Below are 1,547 nucleotides of genomic sequence, written 5' to 3' on the forward strand. Positions count from 1 at the left end.
CTTGTCGACGAAGCGTTGTGTTCGTCAGCAGCAGAGAAGCGAGATTATGCGGTGTTTTGCGTTTGTCGTCAACTTCTTTTTTCTTCAACCTTCCGCTTGGATCTCCGAGAGACCACGTCTGCGTCAGGCGAAACGAAACTATAACAAACTCGTGACACATCCCGCAAGGGCGTTGCTCGCTTGCGACATGGCATGGGTGACACATCAGGATCGGAAAATAGGAACTGGCTATCAACCCATTAAATTTAAATTGCTTTTCACTATCAATGAGAATCCTTATCATTTGAGCTCACAGTAGTGATAACGGATCAAGAAGGAAAACGTCATGGTCGCCGCAGCAAAGAGAACGAGCCAGGTTTTTACGCATATGGGCATTGCGTTTGCAATCGCCTACGCAATGACTGGGTCTCTCGTCTTCGGCGGCCTTGCCATCGTCATCGAACCGGTCATTAACGTGCTGCTGCTACCCTTCCATGAAAAGGCGTGGACCGCGCTTCGCCAACGGTCGGTGACGGGCCGCGAACGCTACCTGGTGGTCGGCGGCGAAAAGCTGAGCCAGGCCGCCATGCACATGGTCATCGCGTTCTCCGTCATGTATGCGGCGACCGGTTCCCTGGCTTTCGGTGGCATGGCTGCGCTACTGGAACCAGTGTGCAATGTCTTGCTGCTGCCAGTACATGACCGCTTCTGGGATCAACTTGAGCTGCGCGTCAGCGGAAAGCTTGGTGTAGCGTGAACACAGTTATCTGATGCAAAGCAAGCGTCATGCAGTCCGCCGAAGCTTCCGAAGGCTGCATGCCTACGGTGTTTCCGCCTTTTGCCGGGAGCCAGGCCGATGTGCTGGCCGAGGAAATCGCGCAGCTTGGTGTAGTAGCGCGTCGGGCTAGGGATAGAGGTCAGGCCATGACCTTCTTCGAGGAAGCTGATCCACGTTACCGGCTTCTTATATCGCTCGAGCGCGTCCCGCATCTTCTTGCCATGCGAGATCGGTACTCGCAGGTCTTCGTCGCCGTGCATCAGCAATACGGGCACGTTGATCTTGTCGGCGTGCATGAGAGAGGCGACACCGGATCCTGAACTTCATCATTTGCCTTGCCACCTTGTCGCTCGCGCGGTCGGACCAGTCCGAGTACATGCGGCTGATTTCGGTCACGCCGGCGAAGCTCACGCCGCAACGATAGAGCGCTGGCGTCCCGACGAGGCCCCACAAGGGTGCGTAAGCGCCATAGCTTGCCCCGACGATGCAGATGCGCGCCCGATCCGCAAGGCCTTGCCTGATGAGGTGTTCGGCACCCGCCGTGATGTCGTCCTGTATCGCACGATCCTACTGCCGGTAGCCTGCCTCTTTGAAACTGCGGACGAATCCGATCGAACCGTGAACTGCGGCTGCAATACGAGATTGCCACGGCTTGCGAGCAAATACACTTCCTCGTTGAATTCCCAATCGTCCCGCGCGATCGGTCCGCCATGAACCGCAGCATAAAAACGTCATTCCGGAACTAGGCGTCCCTCTTGGCCGGGATCCAAGTTTGCCTGCGTATCGCTGA

At 56.4% G+C, this 1,547-nt stretch carries 4 protein-coding genes; 2 read left to right on the top strand and 2 right to left on the bottom strand.

Going from position 1 to position 1,547, the window contains the following annotated elements; translation table 11 throughout:
• Together KBW98_RS23750 and KBW98_RS23755 are read left to right on the top strand one after the other, a co-directional pair.
• The coding region (locus tag KBW98_RS23750) for a hypothetical protein (protein WP_211522630.1) at positions 1–298 on the top strand (298 nt) is incomplete at its 5' end.
• 27 nt (positions 299–325) lie between these two features.
• Positions 326–736 (top strand): DUF2061 domain-containing protein, encoded by a 411-nt coding sequence (locus KBW98_RS23755; RefSeq protein WP_211522631.1) that lies wholly within the window; start codon positions 326–328, stop codon positions 734–736.
• Here KBW98_RS23755 and KBW98_RS24115 read toward each other — a convergent pair.
• Both KBW98_RS24115 and KBW98_RS24120 read right to left on the bottom strand, forming a co-directional pair.
• Positions 694–1,053, bottom strand: coding sequence for a S9 family peptidase (locus tag KBW98_RS24115; RefSeq protein ID WP_307727625.1), 360 nt, complete (start codon positions 1,051–1,053; stop codon positions 694–696). The genes KBW98_RS23755 and KBW98_RS24115 overlap by 43 nt on opposite strands.
• Positions 944–1,315: an alpha/beta hydrolase family protein gene (locus KBW98_RS24120; RefSeq protein WP_373889000.1), complete on the bottom strand. Its 372-nt coding sequence runs from the start codon at positions 1,313–1,315 to the stop codon at positions 944–946. The genes KBW98_RS24115 and KBW98_RS24120 overlap by 110 nt, the downstream gene beginning before the upstream one ends.
• Between the last annotated feature and the right edge of the window lie 232 nt (positions 1,316–1,547).

The sequence above is a fragment of the Massilia sp. ST3 genome (assembly GCF_018119405.1).
GTDB lineage: Bacteria > Pseudomonadota > Gammaproteobacteria > Burkholderiales > Burkholderiaceae_D > Telluria.